Origin of the sequence: Streptomyces sp. NK15101, from assembly GCF_020400725.1 — a bacterium.
Lineage (GTDB): Bacteria > Actinomycetota > Actinomycetes > Streptomycetales > Streptomycetaceae > Streptomyces.
The window spans coordinates 30,294-47,590 of record NZ_JAINVG010000060.1 but is presented as its reverse complement, the minus strand read 5'-3'; the positions used below and the strand labels follow the sequence as shown (position 1 = coordinate 47,590).

At 73.6% G+C, this 17,297-nt stretch carries 17 protein-coding genes; 12 read left to right on the top strand and 5 right to left on the bottom strand.

All coding sequences use genetic code 11. The features are described 5' to 3' along the window. Positions 1–1,056 (bottom strand): ABC transporter permease (locus K7G60_RS27110; RefSeq protein ID WP_225803577.1); only part of this gene is annotated, 1,056 nt, incomplete at its 3' end. A gap of 124 nt (positions 1,057–1,180) precedes the next feature. Between K7G60_RS27110 and K7G60_RS27105 the strand changes: the two genes are divergently transcribed. The 5 genes from K7G60_RS27105 (at position 1,181) to K7G60_RS27085 (ending at position 5,689) form a co-directional block, all read left to right on the top strand. Further along, entirely contained in the window at positions 1,181–1,942 is a 762-nt protein-coding gene (locus tag K7G60_RS27105; protein ID WP_225803576.1) for an aminotransferase class IV, read from the top strand. A 94-nt stretch (positions 1,943–2,036) separates the two neighbouring features. After that, positions 2,037–3,740 carry a right-handed parallel beta-helix repeat-containing protein gene (locus K7G60_RS27100; protein ID WP_225803575.1) on the top strand — a complete coding sequence of 568 codons (1,704 nt, stop codon included), beginning with the start codon at positions 2,037–2,039 and terminating at the stop codon, positions 3,738–3,740. Beyond that, complete coding sequence (locus K7G60_RS27095; protein ID WP_225803574.1) at positions 3,737–4,144, top strand: hypothetical protein; 408 nt, start codon at positions 3,737–3,739, stop codon at positions 4,142–4,144. Before K7G60_RS27100 ends, K7G60_RS27095 begins: the two co-directional genes overlap by 4 nt. A 282-nt stretch (positions 4,145–4,426) precedes the next feature. After that, positions 4,427–4,981 carry a hypothetical protein gene (locus K7G60_RS27090; protein WP_225803573.1) on the top strand — a complete coding sequence of 185 codons (555 nt, stop codon included), beginning with the start codon at positions 4,427–4,429 and terminating at the stop codon, positions 4,979–4,981. A 90-nt stretch (positions 4,982–5,071) separates the two neighbouring features. Beyond that, positions 5,072–5,689: a class F sortase gene (locus K7G60_RS27085; RefSeq protein ID WP_225803572.1), complete on the top strand. Its 618-nt coding sequence runs from the start codon at positions 5,072–5,074 to the stop codon at positions 5,687–5,689. Between the two features lie 4 nt (positions 5,690–5,693). Here the strand turns inward: K7G60_RS27085 and K7G60_RS27080 are convergent, their stop codons facing one another. Next, positions 5,694–6,479: a TSUP family transporter gene (locus K7G60_RS27080; protein ID WP_225803571.1), complete on the bottom strand. Its 786-nt coding sequence runs from the start codon at positions 6,477–6,479 to the stop codon at positions 5,694–5,696. 170 nt (positions 6,480–6,649) lie between these two features. Here K7G60_RS27080 and K7G60_RS27075 point away from each other — a divergent pair, with 170 nt between their 5' ends. The 6 genes from K7G60_RS27075 (at position 6,650) to K7G60_RS27050 (ending at position 13,913) form a co-directional block, all read left to right on the top strand. Then, positions 6,650–8,137: an NAD(P)/FAD-dependent oxidoreductase gene (locus tag K7G60_RS27075; protein ID WP_225803570.1), complete on the top strand. Its 1,488-nt coding sequence runs from the start codon at positions 6,650–6,652 to the stop codon at positions 8,135–8,137. Continuing rightward, positions 8,134–10,668, top strand: coding sequence for a nitrite reductase large subunit NirB (nirB, locus tag K7G60_RS27070; protein WP_225803569.1), 2,535 nt, complete (start codon positions 8,134–8,136; stop codon positions 10,666–10,668). The genes K7G60_RS27075 and nirB overlap by 4 nt, the downstream gene beginning before the upstream one ends. Beyond that, the gene (gene nirD / locus K7G60_RS27065; protein ID WP_225803568.1) at positions 10,665–11,042 is read left to right on the top strand and encodes a nitrite reductase small subunit NirD; all 378 of its coding nucleotides are present in this window, start codon (positions 10,665–10,667) and stop codon (positions 11,040–11,042) included. The genes nirB and nirD overlap by 4 nt, the downstream gene beginning before the upstream one ends. Before the next feature lie 38 nt (positions 11,043–11,080). Then, positions 11,081–11,665, top strand: coding sequence for a TetR/AcrR family transcriptional regulator (locus K7G60_RS27060; protein WP_225803567.1), 585 nt, complete (start codon positions 11,081–11,083; stop codon positions 11,663–11,665). A 74-nt stretch (positions 11,666–11,739) separates the two neighbouring features. Further along, entirely contained in the window at positions 11,740–13,143 is a 1,404-nt protein-coding gene (locus K7G60_RS27055; RefSeq protein WP_225803566.1) for an MFS transporter, read from the top strand. Between the two features lie 5 nt (positions 13,144–13,148). Continuing rightward, positions 13,149–13,913: an SDR family NAD(P)-dependent oxidoreductase gene (locus tag K7G60_RS27050; RefSeq protein WP_225803565.1), complete on the top strand. Its 765-nt coding sequence runs from the start codon at positions 13,149–13,151 to the stop codon at positions 13,911–13,913. Positions 13,914–13,926: 13 nt separating this feature from the next. Here the strand turns inward: K7G60_RS27050 and K7G60_RS27045 are convergent, their stop codons facing one another. The 3 genes from K7G60_RS27045 to K7G60_RS27035 form a co-directional block, all read right to left on the bottom strand. Further along, a complete protein-coding gene (locus K7G60_RS27045) occupies positions 13,927–14,340 on the bottom strand; it encodes a VOC family protein (protein WP_225803564.1) in 414 nt (137 codons plus the stop codon). A gap of 89 nt (positions 14,341–14,429) precedes the next feature. Next, complete coding sequence (locus tag K7G60_RS27040; protein ID WP_225803563.1) at positions 14,430–14,879, bottom strand: group III truncated hemoglobin; 450 nt, start codon at positions 14,877–14,879, stop codon at positions 14,430–14,432. Between the two features lie 55 nt (positions 14,880–14,934). Then, positions 14,935–15,981, bottom strand: a complete 1,047-nt coding sequence (locus tag K7G60_RS27035; protein WP_225803562.1) for a hypothetical protein — start codon at positions 15,979–15,981, stop codon at positions 14,935–14,937. 158 nt (positions 15,982–16,139) lie between these two features. Between K7G60_RS27035 and K7G60_RS27030 the strand changes: the two genes are divergently transcribed. Then, on the top strand, positions 16,140–17,297 hold the full coding sequence (locus K7G60_RS27030; protein WP_225803561.1) for a PhoX family phosphatase: 1,158 nt from the start codon (positions 16,140–16,142) through the stop codon (positions 17,295–17,297).

The window sequence follows — 17,297 nt, the reverse complement described above, 5'->3', positions numbered from 1 at the left end:
GTGGAGGACGGGCTCCTCCGCGCCCGGGTAGCGGAAGCCGACGCCGTCGAGGTCGAGGCGGCCGGGGCCGGCCGGGATCCGGACGGGGTGGGCGGGCGGGGTGACGGAGGGGCGGGTGTCGAGGACCTCGCGGACGCGCTCGGCGCCGGCTTCGGCGCGGGGCATGTGCATGAGGAGGAAGAGGACCATCATCACGGACATGGAGGTCTGGAGGAGGTAGCCGAGGAAGGCGACGAGGCCGCCCGGCTGGAGGGCCCCCGCGTCGATGCGGTGGGCGCCGACGTACACCAGGGCGACGGTCGTCAGCTGCCAGACGATCAGGACCGTGGGGAACATGAGGGCCTGGAGCCGGCCGGCCCGGAGGCCGACGGCGAGGAGTTCGTCGTTGGCGGCGGCGAAGCGCTCCCGCTCGTGCCGGTCGCGGACGAAGGCGCGGACGACCCGGACGCCGGTGATCTGTTCGCGCAGGATGCGGCCCGCGCGGTCGACGCGCTCCTGCATGCCGTGGAAGAGGGGCCGCATGCGCAGGACGACGGTGCCGACGGCGCCGGTCATCACGGGCACGAAGAGGAGCAGGACGAGGGCGAGCGGCACGTCCTGGCGCAGGGCCATGACGATTCCGCCGGCGCAGAGGAGGGGAGCGGCGACCAGCATGGTGAGGACGAGGACGGTGAACGTCTGGATCTGCTGGACGTCGTTGGTGGTCCGGGTGATGAGGGAGGCGGCGCCGAAGCGGCCGCGCTCGCGGGCGGAGAAGTCCTGGACGCGGCGGAAGACCTCGGAGCGCAGGTCGCGGGCGACGCCCATGGCGATCCTGGCGCCGGTGTAGGTGGCGGCGGCGGCCGCGGCGGCCTGGAGGAGGGTGACGGCGATCATGGCGGCGCCGCCGCGGAGCACGCGGCCGGTGTCGCCGCGCAGGACGCCGTGGTCGATGACGCCGGCGTTGAGGGTGGGCAGGGCGAGGGAGGCGAGGGTCTGGACGAGCTGGAGGGCGACGAGGAGGACGAGGAGGGGTCCGTACGGCCGGAGGCGGGGGGCGAGCAGTCGGAACAGCATGCCGAGGATCGTGATACCTCAAGTTTGGTTGAGGTCAAGTGCCGCATGTCCCGCGCCCCGCCAAGTACCGCCTCCTCCAAGCCGGTCGAGGCCGGACGCCGTCCGTTCGCCGTACGGTGAGGGCATGACGACTCCTCCCGCGCACATCGAGGTCGACGGCGTCCCGGCGGCCGATCCGCAGCTCCTCGCCACCCTCATGAGCGGTTACGGCCACTTCACGGCGATGCAGGTGCGGGACGGACGCGTGAAGGGCCTCGACCTGCACCTCGACCGCCTCGACCGCTCGACCCGCGAGCTCTTCGGCCGGAAGCTGGAGGGCAAGCGGGTGCGCGGGCTCGTCGCCGGGGCGCTCACGACCGCCGGGCGGCGGGACGCCTCGGTCCGGGTGTACGTCTATCCGGGCGTCCGCACCGTCGTGACCGTCGCCGACCCCGCCCCGGACGGGCTCGGCGCCCCGCAGCGCCTGACCTCCGTCGACTACTGGCGGCCCGCCCCGCACATCAAGCACCTGGGCGGCTTCGGCCAGCGCTTCCACGGCGAGGCGGCCCGGCGGGCCGGCTACGACGACGCCCTGCTGACCTCTCCGCACGGCGAGATCGCCGAGGGCGCGGTCACCAACATCGCCTTCTGGGACGGCACTTCGGTGGTCTGGCCGGCGGCGCCCTGCCTCAACGGCATCACCATGGCCCTCCTGGAACAGCGCCTGGAGTCGGTCCGGCGGCCCGTCACCCTGGCCGATCTGCCGGGCTTCCGGGCCGCGTTCGTGACCAACTCCCGGACCATCGCCCCCGTGACGGGGATCGACGAGCTGGCGTTCACGGTGGACGAGGAGCTGATGGGGCGGGTGTACTCGGCGTACGAGAGCGTGACGGCGGACGCCCTGTAGCAGCGGATCCACCGGGCCAACAGGGAGCATCCACACCTTTGTTCACCCGCGCCGGTACCATCGAAGGTCCGGACAGGCGAAGAAGGGGACCGGCATGGTCGCGCGGTACGTCGTCTCTCCGCACGGCGGCCGCCGCACGTACTCCGACATCACGTCCGCGCTCCACGCCGCCGCGGCACGGGGACGGCCCGCGCTGATCGAGATCCGGCCCGGCCACTACGACGAGGCGCTCACGGTCCGGGGCGAGGTGCGTCTGACGGCGGTCGAAGGGCCGGGTTCCGTCGTGGTGAGCCGGCTCCGCGGCGCGGTCCTGGACACCTTCGGAGCGGTCCACGTCCAGGGACTCGCCCTGACGGGCCGCGACGCCGACGTCGTCACCTGCCACACGGGCGCACTGACCCTCGAACACGTGGAGATCCGGGCGCCGGGCGCGGTCGCCGTGCACGCCGGACCGCACACCTCCCTCACCCTGCGGGACAGCGTGGTCCTGCACGGACGCACGGTCTTCACGGGCTCGGCCGGCCTGGTCGAGCGGTGTCGGTTCACCGACGCCGCCGACAACGCGATCGCCGTGATCGAGGGCGCCCGCGCGGCCGTCCGGGACAGCCGGATCGAAGGCAGCCGCATCCACGGCCTGCGGGTCAGCGAGGCACGCGCCGAGGTCACCGGCTGCGAGGTGACCGGCACCGGGAACGCGGCCCTCGCGGCGGACAGCCGGGCGGAGCTCGCCGTGACGGAGTGCGCGATCACCGCCGTGCAGGCGGAGGGGATCATGTTCGCCGAACAGTCCCGGGGTTCCGTGGACCGCGCGCGCGTCACCGACGCCCTGCACGGCGTGGTCACGAAGAGCGGCGCCGCTCCGGTGGTGCGCGGCAGCGTGTTCGCGGCGTGCCGCGACACCGGCATCAACGTCCAGGCCCAGGGTCTGGGCCGGTTCGAGGACTGCGAGGTCCTCGACGCGCGCAACGTCGCCGTGTTCTCCACGAGGGGCGGGGCACCCGAGGTGCGCGACTGCCGCGTCGTGCGGGGGAACGTCGGCATCGCCGTCACCGACGGGGCCAGGGGCCGCTTCACGCGCGTCCGGATCGAGGACCTGACGAACTCCGCGCTGCGGGTCCTGGACGGGTCCGCGGGCGTGTTCGAGGACGTCCGGGTGGAGCGTTGCACGCTGGGCCTGGACACGAACGGGGACGGCGGCGCGACGGCCGACCTCACCGGGGTGGTGTTCCGCGACTTCGAGACCGCCGTGACCGCCCTCGGCCGGTCCAGGGTCACGCTCAGGAACGTGACGGCCGAGCGAGGGGTCGTGGGCTTCGGAGCCGGCGAGGAGGCGTGGGTGCTCGTGCACGACAGCACGGTCACGGCGGTGAGCATCAGCGGGGCCGCCGCGTTCGGCAAGGGGCGGCTCCTCGCGCGGAACCTCACCGTGAACGGGTCCGCGGGAACCGGCCTGACCGGGAGCGAGTCCGGCTACCTGGACGTCGCGGACAGCGAGTTCACCGACTGCGCCGGCGCGGGCGCCGCCTTCGCCGACCAGAGCTCCGGCCGCCTGGTGGACTGCTCCGTGAACGGGGCGGAGGGACCCGCCGTCCTGCACAACGGCCGCGTCGAGCTCGTCTCGCTGCAGACGTCGCTGCCGGTCGTCCGCAAGGCCGTCCGCACGGTCGACCAGACCCCGACGGTCGTCAACCACATCGGTCCGGTGTTCCACGGGGACGTCCACGGCTCCCAGTTCGCCTGGAACAACGACCGCGTCACCCAGCACCAGCGAACCGAAGGAGACGATGCCTCCCCATGAGCGACCAGCAGAACACCCCGCGCGACGGCGGACCGGTCTTCAACGGTGCCGTCTCGAACGCCCAGTTCGCCTGGAACAACGAGACCGTCACCCAGAACCAGCAGAGCAACGGCACGGTCGCACCGGGGTACGAGACGCTCGCCGAGCGGGTGAACGAACTCCTCCGGGAACTCCCCCGGTACGGCCTCGCCGAGCAGGACCGCCAGGACACCCGGGAGGCGGCCGAGGAGGTCCTGGCGGAGATCACCGGGCCGGAGCCCGTCGAGCCGGGCCGGCTGCGGCGTGCCCTCACCACCCTGCGGGGCGCCCTCGCCCCCGTCGCGACGGGAGTCGCGGTCGGTGCGACGGCGGGGGCGCAGGAGTGGGCCGTGGCGGCGATCGGCGGGCTGACCGGGATCGGATGAGGCCAGGGGCCCGGCCCGCGGGACCGGCCGGAGGCGGGGGCCCGCACGGGGTGATCACCCGTTCGGCGCGGGCCGTCACCCGACGGCCCCCAAACGTTTCCGACCTGCGGAAACGCCGGAAATCCAGGCGACACACCGTCTCGGACGGAGCAATCCTGATGCCTCATCAGGAGGCGGGGCGCGCGACGTGCCTCTTATCTCGGTCACAGAAGGTCCGGCTCCGGGACGTCCCTCCCGGCAGGACCAGCCGGCATGACCGCTCGCGCGCTCCGGAGGATCCCCATGCGCACCACTGCCCGCCTGTTCACCGGTACCGCCCTGGCGGTCGCCGCGATCGGGGCGCTCGCCGCCCCCGCGGCGTACGCGGAAGAGGACAGCTGGAACTCGAACAACGAGAGCTGGAACTCGAGCGGCGGCGGCCACGAGTCGCTGGAGATCACCCCGTCGTCCGCGTCCCCGGGCGAGACCGTCACCGTGAACACGCTCGCCTGCGGCAAGCACGGGCACGGCGTCGGCGACGCGAACTCGCTCGGCGCGGGCGATTTCAAGCTGAGGCCGAGCACGCACAAGGAGGTCGTGGTCGGACAGTTCACGGTGCCGGAGCACGTCAAGGCCGGCTCCTACGGGATCAGCGTGGCCTGCGACAACGGCAAGACCGCCCGGGGCGACCTGTGGGTCAAGCACCGGAGTCCGAGCGGCCACGTCCAGACCGGTGTCGGGGGCAGCGTCGGCCCCGACACCGCCCAGGTCACGGCGGGCGCGGCGGTGCTGGCCGCGGCTGCCGTCGGCGGTGTCTGGCTCCTGCGGCGCCGGGCGAGCGGCGCGCAGGGCCGCTGAGACCACCGCCTGTCCTGCCCCCGCCGCGCGCCCGCACACGGCCCGGCGGGGGCAGGGCCACACCCCCACGAAGCGACCGAGGAAACCCAGGTGAGCAACAGGAGCAAGGGCTGGGGCATAGCCCTGGCCGCCTGCGTCGGGATCTGGCTCGTCCACAGCGGCTCGGAGAACGTCACCCCGCCCGTGCCGTCGGCCGCGCAGGCCTTCGCCGCCGGGCCGAGCGTGCACACCGACGCCGCCGCCGACCCGCTGCCGCCCTCGGCGCCGGTCCGGCTCCGGATCCCCGAGACCGACGTGGACGCCCCGATGACGCGGCTCGGCCTCACCGCGGACGGCGCGCTCGACGTGCCGCCGGCCGCGGACCGCAACCTGGCCGGCTGGTACGGGGACGGCACCACGCCCGGCGCCAAGGGCACCGCGATCGTCGCGGGCCACGTCGACAACGCCGACGGGCCCGCCGTCTTCTACACGCTGGGCGCGCTCAAGAAGGGCCACCGGATCGAGGTGGTCCGGGAGGACGGGCGGACCGCCGTCTTCACGGTCGACGCGATCGAGGTGTACGACAACGAGCACTTCCCGGACCGCAAGGTGTACGACGAGGCCGACCGGGCCGAGATCCGGGTGATCACCTGCGGCGGCGGCTTCTCGAAGAAGAACGGCTACCAGGGGAACGTGGTCGCCTTCGGCCACCTCATCGGGGTGAAGTAGGGCCTCACGCCCACTGGTCGAAGGCCAGCTTCGCGACCAGCGACAGGACCACGACGAGCAGCACCCCGCGGACGAACTCGGCGCCCTTGCTCAGCGCCATCCGGGCGCCGAGCGTCCCGCCGACGAGGTTGAAGAGGGCCATGACGCCCGCGAGCTGCCAGTACACGCTGCCCTGGTAGGCGAACATGGCGAGCGCGCCCGCGTTGGTGCAGACGTTGACGATCTTCGCGGTGGCGGAGGCGGTCACCAGGTCCAGGTGGAGCACGGCGGTCAGCGCGAGGACCAGGAAGGTGCCGGTGCCCGGGCCGAACAGGCCGTCGTAGAAGCCGATGCCGCCGCCGACGACCACGATCGCGGTCACGATCCGCGCCCGGGTCAGCGGCGCCCGCTCCTCTCCCCCGGCCCCCGCGCCGAAGGAGGGCCGCAGCATCACGAAGGCCGCGACGCCCAGCAGCACCACCATGATCACCGGGCGCAGGACCTCGCTGCTGATCCCGGCCGCGAAGAAGGCTCCGCCCATGGAGCCGGCGAGGGCCGCGAGCCCGATCCGTACCGCCGTCCACACCTGTACGGGCGCCTTGCGGAGATAGGTGACGGCGGCCCCGGTGGTGCCCACGATCGAGACGGCCTTGTTGGTGCCGAGGACGTACGCGGCCGGGACGTGCGGGAGGCCGAGCAGCAGGGCGGGCAGCTGGAGCAGCCCGCCACCGCCCACCACGGCGTCGATCCAGCCCGCCACGAGCGCGGCGAGACAGAGCAGGACAAGGGTGGTCAGTGAGATGTCGGGCATGACCGCGAGCCTAGGGAGGCGATCGTTGCCCCGTCCATCGATCGCCTGATCGTTGAGCTGCTTCAGAGCTTGCGGCCTCACAGCGGCCCCCGGGCCGGACGGAGATCAGCGTTCCGTACGGGAAACAGTCGGGATGCCGACGGGTAACACCGGCCCCGCACCCTTCCGGTATGAGTACACGGATCGTGGTGGTCGGAGGCGGAACGGCGGGCGCCCGGCTCGCCCAGCGCCTGCCCGTCACCCTCCTCGGCGAAGAGCCGCACGCCCCGTACAACAGGGTGCTGCTCGCCGACGTCCTCGCCGGACGGTACGCCCCCGAGGTGATCGCCCTGCCCGGAACCCGCGAGCCGGTACGGCTCGGGGTGCGGGCGGTGCGGATCGACCGGGCGGCGCGGACCGTCGAGTGCGCGGACGGCTCGCTCGTCGCCTACGACCGGCTCGTCCTGGCCACCGGCTCCAACCCCGTGCTTCCGCCGCTGCGCGGACTGCGCGGGGCGGCGCTCCCGGCCGGCGTCCACCCCTTCCGCACCCTCGACGACTGCCTGGAGCTGCGCGCCCTGGTGCGGCCCGGGGTACGGGCGGTGGTCATCGGCGGCGGACTCCTCGGGGTCTCCGCCGCGCGGGCCCTCGCCGAGCGGGGCGCGGACGTGGTCCTCACCCAGCAGGGCGAGCGCCTGATGGAGCGGCAGCTCGACGAGCACGCCTCGGCGCTGCTCCGGGAGCACGTCGAGGCCCTCGGGGTCGAGGTGCACACCGAGTGCCGGGTCAGCGGCCTGCGGCAGCGGGACGGAGTGGTCACGGCGGTCGAGCTCGCCGACGGCTTCGTCCTCGACGCGCAGGTCGTGGTCCTGGCGTGCGGGGTCCGGCCCCGGGTCGCGCTCGCCCGGGAGGCGGGCCTGGAGGTCGCGACGGGTGTGGTCGTCGACGACGAGCTCCGCACCTCGGACCCGTACGTCCACGCGATCGGCGACTGCGCGGAGCACGCGGGGCGCGTGTACGGCCTGGCGGGCCCGGCACTGGACCAGGCGGACGCGTTGGCGGAGGTGCTGCTCGCGGGGGCGGCCGCCGCGCCCGGGGCGTCCGCCCCCGCCCACCCCCGTGCGGGCAGTCGTCCCGCTGGGGCGGGACGGGTGGGCACACGGGACGGCGCCCCTGGCGGCGCCTCCGCCCCCCGCACCGACCCGCACCACGAGGGCGACGCCGACGGGGTGGGCGTCCAGGCGCAGGAGCCCAGGCCCGGCAAGGGGCGCCGTTCCGTTGTGCCCACCCTCCCCCAAGCTCTCGGCTCCGCTCGAGCAGGGGGGACCCCCCTCGCCCCAGCGGAACGGGTGCCCACAACGGCGGAAGCGCCGCCCACAACGGGGTACACGGGGACCCGCTCCCTCACCCGTCTCACCCTCCGCGGCCCGAAGCCCCTCGATCTCGCCGCCTTCGGCGAAGTCACCGCGCTCCCCGGTGACGACGTCGTCCAGCTCACCGATGCCACGCGCAGCGCGTACCGGAAGGTCGTCGTCCGCGGTGACCGGCTCGTCGGGGGCGTCCTCCTCGGCGACCTGGCCGCGGTCGGCGCGCTCGCAAGGGCCTGGGAGGGCGACGAAGCCCTGCCCGACGAGGCCCCCCTGCTCCACCTGCTCACCCACGACGGAGGCCCCTCATGACCACCCCCACCATCGTCCTGGTCGGCCACGGAATGGTCGGTCAGCGGTTCCTGGAGGCGCTCGCCGACCGTGGCGTCACCGAGCGGGCCAGGATCGTGGTCCTCTGCGAGGAGCCGCGCCCCGCCTACGACCGCGTCCAGCTGACCTCGTACTTCTCCGGCAAGACGCCCGACGACCTGTCCATGGTCGAGGCCGGCTTCATGGAGCGGCACGGCATCGAGCTGCACACCGACGACCCGGCCGTCGCCGTGGACCGGGAGGCCCGGACCGTCACGGCCCGTTCGGGGCGGGTCCTCGCGTACGACACGCTGGTGCTCGCCACCGGCTCGTACCCCTTCGTGCCTCCCGTCCCCGGCAAGGACGCCAAGGGCTGTTTCGTCTACCGCACGATCGAGGACCTGCTCGCGATCGAGGAGTACGCGAAGACGGCGACGACCGGCGCGGTCGTCGGCGGCGGCCTGCTCGGTCTGGAGGCGGCGGGCGCGCTGAAGGGCCTCGGCCTGGACACGCACGTCGTGGAGTTCGCGCCGCGCCTGATGCCGGTGCAGGTCGACGAGGGCGGCGGCGCGGCCCTGCTGCGGACGATCGAGAAGATGGGCCTGACCGTCCACACCGGGACGGGCACGCAGGAGGTCGTGGCGGCGGACGGCGCCGTGACGGGCATGAAGCTGTCGGACGGTTCCGAACTGGCCACGGACATGGTCGTGTTCTCGGCGGGCGTGCGGCCCCGTGACCAGCTGGCCCGCGACTGCGGCCTGACGGTCGGCGAGCGCGGCGGCATCGCGGTCGACGAGCTGTGCCGTACGTCGGACCCGGCGGTCTTCGCGATCGGCGAGTGCGCGCTGGCCTCGGACGGCCGGGTATACGGCCTGGTGGCGCCGGGCTACGAGATGGCGCAGACGGCGGCGGCGGTGATCGCCGAGGAGGAGGCCGGGGACGGCTTCACGGGCGCCGACACGTCGACGAAGCTGAAGCTGCTCGGCGTGGACGTGGCCTCGTTCGGCGACGCGCACGGGACGGCCGAGGACTGCCTCGACGTCGTGTACTCCGACTCCCGCTCGGGCGTCTACAAGAAGCTGGTGGTCTCCGGCGACGGGGTGCTGCTCGGCGGTGTCCTGGTCGGCGACGCCGAGCAGTACGGACTCCTCCGCCCGCTCACCGGCACGGTGCCGCCGGTCTCGCCCGAGCAGCTGGTGCTGCCGGCGGGCGCGGGCGCGCCGGTCGCGCTCGGTCCCTCGGCGCTGCCGGACGACGCGGTGATCTGCTCCTGCCACAACGTGACGAAGCACGCGATCGGCCAGTGCGAGTCGCTGGCCGAGGTGAAGAAGTGCACCAAGGCCGGTACGGGCTGCGGCAGTTGCGTGAAGGTGATCGAGAAGCTGCTGCCGGCGCCCGAGGACAAGGGGCTCTGCGGCTGCTTCTCGTACACCCGGAGCGAGCTCTACGAGATCGCCCGCACCCTGCGGCTGACCTCCTTCGCGGCGCTGCTCGACTCGCACGGTCGCGAGGAGGCGCGGGGCGGCGAGGGCTGCGAGGTCTGCAAGCCGACCGTCGGCTCCATCCTCGCGTCCCTCGCCCCGACGATCGGTTTGGGCGGCTACATCCTCGACGGCGAGCAGGCCTCCCTCCAGGACACCAACGACCACTTCCTCGCCAACATGCAGCGCAACGGCTCCTACTCGGTGGTGCCGCGCATCCCCGGCGGTGAGATCACCCCGGACAAGCTGATCGTGATCGGCGAGGTGGCCCGCGACTTCGGGCTCTACACGAAGATCACCGGCGGTCAGCGGATCGACCTCTTCGGCGCCCGGGTGGACCAGCTGCCCTCGATCTGGACGCGGCTCGTCGACGCGGGCTTCGAGTCGGGGCACGCGTACGGCAAGGCGCTGCGCACGGTGAAGTCCTGCGTCGGGCAGACCTGGTGCCGCTACGGCGTCCAGGACTCGGTGAAGATGGCGATCCGGCTGGAGCTGCGCTACCGGGGCCTGCGCGCCCCGCACAAGCTGAAGTCGGCGGTCTCGGGCTGCGCCCGCGAGTGCGCGGAGGCGCAGTCGAAGGACTTCGGGATCATCGCGACGGCCAACGGCTGGAACCTGTACGTCGGCGGGAACGGCGGCGCGACCCCGCGCCACGCGGACCTGCTCGCGCAGGACCTCTCGGACGCCGAACTGGTCCGCCTCATCGACCGGTTCCTGATGTTCTACATCCGGACGGCGGACCGCCTGGAGCGGACGTCGACCTGGCTGGAGCGCCTGGAGGGCGGGCTCGACCACCTCAAGGACGTGGTGGTGCACGACTCGCTCGGGCTCTGCGACGAGCTGGAGGCGCTGATGGCCGCGCACGTCGCCGACTACCGCGACGAGTGGGCCGAGACCCTGGACGACCCGGAGCGGCTGCGGCGCTTCGTCTCCTTCGTGAACGCCCCCGGGGCGCCGGACCCGTCGGTCCGGTTCGTGCCGGAGCGGGACCAGATCAAGCCGGACCTCACGATTCTCACGATCGGAACGCTGGAAGGGGCCACCTCCCGATGACGACGACACTCGAACCGGCGGGGACACTCGAACTCTCCCTGTCCCCCGACCTGTCCGACGACTCCTGGATGACGGTCTGCGAGGAGACCCGGCTGACCCCGGGCCGGGGCGTGGCGGCGCTGCTGCCGGACGGCCGGCAGGTGGCGGTCTTCCGGGACCGGTCGGGCCGGACGTACGCGATCGACAACCGCGATCCGTTCACGGGGGCGCAGGTGCTGTCCCGGGGGCTCCTCGGCTCGGCGGGCGGGCGGGCGTTCGTGGCCTCGCCGCTCCTGAAGCAGCGCTTCGACCTGGAGACGGGCCGGTGCCTGGACGACGACGAGGTGGCGGTGGCGGTGTACCCGGTGCGCGTGAACCAGCCTGTTCGATCGTAAACTTGACCGACCGTTCCAGATGGCCGTACGGTCTTCTCGTGGCCAGGACCAAGGAATTCGATCCGGAGGCCGCGCTCCAGGCAGCCCTCGAACTGTTCTGGGCGCGCGGCTACGAGGCGACGACGATGTCGGACCTCGTGGAGCACCTCGGCATCGGCCGCGCCAGCATCTACGCGACCTTCGGCAACAAGCACGAGCTGTACCTGAAGGCGATGGACCGCTACCTGGAGACCCGCGACCCGCGGATCGTCGAGGAGCTGTCCGCGCCGGGCCCGGCGCTGCCGGCCGTGCGGGCCCTCGTCCGCCGTTTCGCCGCCGAGGCGGCGGCGGACGGGGAGCGGCTGAACGGCTGTTTCGTCACCAACTCGGCGGCGGAACTGGGGCCGCACGACGCGGTGGTCGCCCGGCGGGTCGAGCTGAGCTGGGAGCAGATCGAGACGCTCCTGCACGGGGCGCTGGCCCGGGCCCGGGCCGGGGGCGAGCTCCCGGCCGACCGGGATCCGCGGGCGCTCGCCCGGATGCTGCTCGTGCTGCTGCAGGGGATCCGGGTGGTCGGCAAGGTGTCGAGCGAGCCGGGCCGGGTCACGGACGCGGCGGAGCAGGCACTGGGACTGCTGGACTGAGGAAAGGGCGCCCACGGGGGCGCCCTTTCTTCGGACCTCATATTGGAACGTACGGTCAAGTTCAGGGGGGATGGATGTCGACGACGAAGGCACGGGAGGCCCGAGAGGTACGGGAGCCGCAGGAGGCCCGAGAGGTGCGGGAGGCCCGCGGGACCGGCGCCCGTCACGGTTTCCTGCTCCTCGGCGCCGTGCAGACGACGCTCGTCTTCACGCTCGCCTCCCTCGCCGTCCCGCTCCCCCGCATCGGCGCCGAGTTCCGGCTCGACCGCGCCCAGTTGATCCTGCTGAGCGCCGCCTACGGGCTGACCTTCGCCGGACTGCTGCTCCTCGGCGGCCGGCTCGCCGACCGCTCCGGCGGGCGTCGGGCCCTCACCGCCGGTCTCCTGGTCTTCGGCGCCGCCTCCGCCCTCGCGCCGCTCGCCCCCGGGTACGGGACGCTGCTCGCCGCCCGGTTCGGGCAGGGCGTCGGCGCGGCGCTCGTCGCCCCGGCCGCGATGGCGGTGCTCCGGGCGCTGTACCCCGAACCCGTCGCGCACGGCAGGGCGATGGCCACCTGGGGCGGACTCTCCGTCCTCGGCGCGACCGCGGGGAACCTGCTCTCCGGGGTCATCGCGGCGGCCGCCTCCTGGCGCGGCACCTTCGCGGTCCCGCTCGCGGTGACGGCGACGGCGCTCTTCCTGGCCCCGAGGCTCCTGCCGGGTCCCGCCCCGGCCTCCGGCGCCCGCCGTCCCCTCGACCTGCCCGGTGCGCTGCTCGCCACCGCCGGGATCACCCTCGCCGGCTACGGACTCGTCCTCACCGAGGCCCGTCCCTGGGGCTCCGCCCCGGTCCTCCTCCCGCTGCTCGCCGGGAGCGTCCTGCTCGCCGCCTTCGGGGCCGTCGAGCGGCGGGCCGCCGACCCGCTCCTGCCCCCGGGCTTCCTGCGCGACGGCCGCCGCGCCCTGGGCCTCGCGGCGATCGGGCTCACGGCGGCCGGCACGGCCACGGTCTTCGTCCTGCTGTCCCTCGCGCTCCAGCAGCGGCGCGACTGGTCCGCGCTGCTCACCTCCGCCGCCTTCGTGCCCTTCGCGGTCGCCCTGCTCGCCTCTGGCCGGCTCGCGGGGCCGCTGATCGGGCGGTACGGCCCCTGGCGGGTGACCGCCGCCGGGCTCGGCACCGCCGCCGCCGGGCTCGGGCTGCTGGCCGCGACCGGCTTCGACACCTCCGCTCCGTACGCGTACGGGCTGCTTCCCGGCCTGCTCCTGCTGCCGGCCGGCGGCGCGCTGTCCTTCGCGGGCGCGGCGGTCCTCGCCACCGACGGAGTCCCGGCGCACCGTGCGGGCCTCGCCGGCGGCGTCCTGAACACGGCGATGGAGCTCGGTCCGACCGTGCTCTTCGCCGCCCTGCTCACCCTCGGCGGCGACGCGGTGTCGCTGGCGGCCGCGGCCGTCCTGTTCACCGTCCTCGCCGCCGCCACTCTCCTCCACCAGAAGGGCTGACCACCATGTCCGCACGCTTCACCGGCCGCACCGTCCTCGTCACCGGCGCCGGTTCCGGTCTCGGGCGCGCCATCGCGCTCGCCTTCGCCGCCGAGGGCGCGAAGGTCGTCGTCGCCGGCCGTACGGCGGAGTCCCTCGACGGGACGGTCGCCCTGATCGAGGCCGCCGGGGGCACCGCCGCCGCGGTCACCGCGGACGTGGCGAGCGCCGGGTCCACCAGGGAGCTGGTCCGGCGCGCGGTCGAGCTGTTCGGCGGCCTGGACGTCGCCGTGAACAACGCGGGGGTCTTCCGGGGCGGCGGCCACAGCGCCGCCGACCTCCCCCTGGAGGACTGGCGGACGCTGCTCGACATCAACGTCACGGGCGTGCTGCACGCCCTCCAGGCCGAGGTCGCCCACATGCGGGCGAACGGCGGCGGGGCCATCGTGAACATCGCGTCCAACCTGGGCCCGCACGTCCGGTTCCCCGGCCTCTTCGGCTACCAGGTCTCCAAGGCGGCGGTCTCCGCGATCACCAGGGCCGCGGCCCTCGACCACATCGGCGACGGGATCCGGATCAACGCCGTCAGCCCCGGCGCCGCGGAGTCCACGATGTCGCTCCAGCCCGGCGAGACGGAGGCCGAGCGTGAGGTGCGGATGAAGGAGCAGTCTCCGCTCGGCCGCATCTCGTCCGCGGCCGAGGTGGCGGCGGCGGTGCTGTACCTGGCGTCGGACGACGCGGGCTCCGCCGTCGGCACGGACCTGGTGATCGACGGCGGCGTCTCGGCCTGACCGGGGGCCGGGCTCAGCCCTGGACGGCCGCCGGGTCCATCCAGAAGACCTCCCAGTGGTGGCCGTCCAGGTCGGTGAAGGAGCGGCCGTACATGGAGCCCATGTCCAGCGGCTCCTTCGCCGGGGAGCCGCCGGCGGCGAGGGCGGCGTCGGCGAGCTCGTCGCACTTCTCGCGGCTCTCGGCGCTCAGCGTGACCAGGACCTCGGTGGTCCTGGTCGCGTCGGAGATCTCCTTGCCGGGGGCCATGAAGGACTTGAACTTGGGCTCTTCGAGGAGCATCGCGTAGATCGTGTCGCTGATCACCACGCAGGCGGACGTCTCGTCGCTGAACTGCGGGTTCGAGGCGTATCCGAGCTTCTCGAAGAAGGCCTTGCTGGCGTCGACGTCCTTGACGGGCAGGTTCACGAAGATCATCTGCGGGGCCATGGCGCTCTCTCTTCCGTCGTGCGGTGCTGTCGAGAGGTAGGACGGGCCCGCCCCCCGGAACTCATCGCTCTCCGGAGGATTCTTTTCGCTCAGGCGACGGAGCGCAGTTCGAGGGCCGCCAGCGGGACGAACCCGCCGCCCGTGCCCCCGGTGGCCGCGTCGGGCCCGGCGAGCCGGCGCAGCATGGCGAGGGCGATCCGCTCGCCCTGCGCCTTGGCCCGCTCGGCCCGGGGCCCGCTGTGGAGCCCGTCGACGCTCGCGTGCCAGAGCTGCACCCAGCGGCCGAAGTGGGCGGCGGTGAGCGGCCGGGCGCTGTGCAGGGCGGCGTGCGGGGCGAAGGCGTCGCGGCCGTGGACGGCGGTGCGGAAGAGGGCTCGCTCCCAGAAGTCGGCGATGCGCGGGAGGTGGACCTCCAGGTCGGTCCCGGCGATCTCGGTGAAGAAGGGCCCGATCAGCGGATCGGCGAAGGCGGCGCCGTAGAAGCGCCGCAGCAGCACGTCGAGGTCGCGGCGGTCGCCGATGTCGGGGGTCTCACGCATGCCCTCCAGTGTCCCCGGCGCGCCCCGCTCCCCCAAGTGCCGAAGGTCCCGCCCTTCAGGCCGTCCAGCGCCGGACGGTGTCCGTGGCGCGGTCGTACGTGAGCCAGCTGCCGTCGCCGAGGGGGCGGACGAGGCCCTCGGCCGGACCCGAGGGGTAGCGGACGCGCGCACGTCTGCGCAGGGTGCGGGCGTCGAGGAGCCAGGTGCCGTGCGCCTCGGGGTCGGAGTCGTACTCGACCTGGGTGGTGGCGAGGACGGTGTCGCCGTCGAGGAAGCCGCAGGGATAGTCCCACCGCACCTCCTCGTTCTCGGCGAGGACCGTGCCGTCGAGGGCGTGCGCCTGGAGGTCGTTGCCGTGGTGCTCGACCGTCAGGAAGCCGTCGTGGGCGGGGTGGACGTCCATCAGGATGCGGTCCAGACCGTCGTTCAGCCCGTCGTGGACGGTCAGCTCCCGGCCGTCCCGGCGCCCCCAGTACACGAGGACGCCGTCCTGCCCCATGCCGACGCACAGGCCCATGTGGACGCCGTCGGGGTGGGCGAGGTGCCACGAGCCGGAGGCCACGCTGTCCGGGAGCGGGAGCCGGGCCAGCTCGCGGCCGTCCTCGGCGTCGAGGACGACCCAGCCCTCCAGGTAGTCGTCGGGGTCGTCGCCCGCCTCCAGGACGACGTGGGCCCAGACGAACCGCCCGTCGTGGGAGATCCCGCTGGAGCCGGACTCGCTCCCCGGGCAGACCTGCCGCTCGTCGCCGCTGTGCGGGTGGCCGACCTCCTGGTCCCAGCAGGCGTGCCCGTACACCCACCGGGTCGTGCCGTCGGCGTGCACCGCCCGCACCGACCGCTGCCCCGAGAAGGCGGCGAAGGCGAGGTCCGGGGCCACCGCGTGGACCCCGCCGCCCCAGCCGGGCCACGGCAGCGGGAAGACGGCCTCCGGCGCCCGGTCCCCCGCGAGCAGCGCCTCCAGTCCGTGCACTTCGAGGTCGGCGCCGTGCAGCAGCAGGGCGCGGTGCCGGCCCGTCCCCCGTTCCTCGAAGGGGCGGCCGTAGACCAGTTCGCGTGCTCCCGGGAGCGCGACCGAATCGAGCAGGTGTGCGTCGACGTCCATGCCGCGAACCTAGCGCCCCGCACCGACAACGAACGCCCGCTTCCACTTCACTGCTTGTTGATGCACAGTCAACTCTGTACTCCTAGGTTCCGGAAGCGCGCGACCCCGTCGCCGACCGGTGTGGCGGGGCGGTTCACCACCCATCTCAGGAGTGAGACGTGGAGCGACGCAGTTTCCTGCGTGGAGCGGTCATCGGCACCTCGGCGGCCGCCTTCGGCGGCACTCTGATGCGCGGGGCGGCCTACGCCGCCCCCGCCCAGCCCGGCGCCGGCCCGTACGGGGCGCTCGGCGCGGCGGACGCGAACGGCATCCAGCTGCCGGCCGGGTTCAGCAGCCGGGTGATCGCCCGGTCCGGCCAGACCGTGGCCGGCACCTCGTACGCCTGGCACAACGCCCCCGACGGCGGCGCCTGCTTCGCCGACGGCACGGGCTGGATCTACGTCTCGAACTCGGAGATCAACCCGGGCGGCGGCGCGAGCGCGGTGCGGTTCGACTCGGCGGGCACGATCACCGGCGCGTACCGCGTCCTCTCCGGCACCCGCCAGAACTGCGCCGGCGGCAAGACCCCGTGGAACACCTGGCTGTCCTGCGAGGAGGTGTCCCTCGGCTACGTCTACGAGACGAACCCGTGGGGCGGCACCGCCACCCGCCGGGACGCGATGGGCAGGTTCAAGCACGAGGCGGCGGCGGCCGACCCGGTGCGCCGGGCGATCTACCTGACCGAGGACGAGACGGACGGCTGCTTCTACCGGTTCGTCCCCACCACCTGGGGCGACCTGTCCTCGGGCACCCTCCAGGTCCTCAAGGCCGGCACGGCCACCTCGGGCACGTTCACCTGGCAGAACGTGCCGGACCCGGACGGCGCGCCGACCACCACCCGCAACCAGGTCTCCGGCGCCAAGCGCTTCAACGGCGGCGAGGGCTGCCACTACGCGAACGACACCGTCTGGTTCACCACCAAGGGCGACAACCGGGTCTGGCAGGTCAACCTGGCCGCCGGGACGTACGAGCTGGCCTACGACGACTCGCTCGTCGTGGGCGGCGGCGCCCCGCTGACCGGCGTCGACAACATCACCGGCTCCTCCTCCGGCGACCTGTACGTGGCCGAGGACGGCGGCAACATGGAGATCTGCCTGATCACGCCGGACGACATCGTGACGCCGTTCCTGCGGATCAACGGCCAGTCCGGCTCCGAGATCACCGGACCGGCCTTCTCCCCCGACGGCACCCGCCTGTACTTCTCCAGCCAGCGCGGCACGACCGGCAGCTCCTCGGGCGGCATCACCTACGAGGTGAAGGGCCCCTTCCGCGCGTAG